Consider the following 442-nt stretch of genomic DNA (forward strand, 5'->3'; position numbering starts at 1 on the left):
GCGTCGGGGTGATCCGCGCGCCCTCCGTCCGCGTCCGGGCGGCCGGTGGTGCCCGCACGCCGCAGCAGGGGCGTGCGCGCCAGCCGCTCGACGACGCGCGCCCGCAGGGCACCGTCGAGCGCGCCGTCCGCGAGACCCGTCGGGACCAGCGCGAGCGCGTCCCCGCCGTCCGCCGCGACCCGCTGCGCGAGCGTCGCGTACACCTGCGCCGCACGGTCCAGCAGGGCTTCCGTGAGCGGCCCGGCCGCGACACGCCGACGCGTCGGGTCGAGCGGCAGCGTCGCGACCAGCAGCGCCGGCAGCGTCGACGGCTCGTCGGTCGGCGTCGGCGCGTGCACGACGCGCACCCCCGCGTGCGCGCCCGACCGCGGCAGCGCCCACGTCACGCGCCAGTCCCGCGCGGCCCGCTCCTCGACCGGCCGGTCCGCGAGCAGCGCGAGCG

1 pseudogene is annotated in these 442 nt (G+C 81.2%); it reads right to left on the reverse strand.

Annotated elements, in window-relative coordinates:
* Nucleotides 1-442 (reverse strand): annotated as a pseudogene (locus CTKZ_RS21200) (sacsin N-terminal ATP-binding-like domain-containing protein); the annotation flags it as partial.

It is taken from the genome of Cellulomonas algicola, assembly GCF_003851725.1.
GTDB classification, from domain to species: Bacteria; Actinomycetota; Actinomycetes; order Actinomycetales; family Cellulomonadaceae; genus Cellulomonas; species Cellulomonas algicola.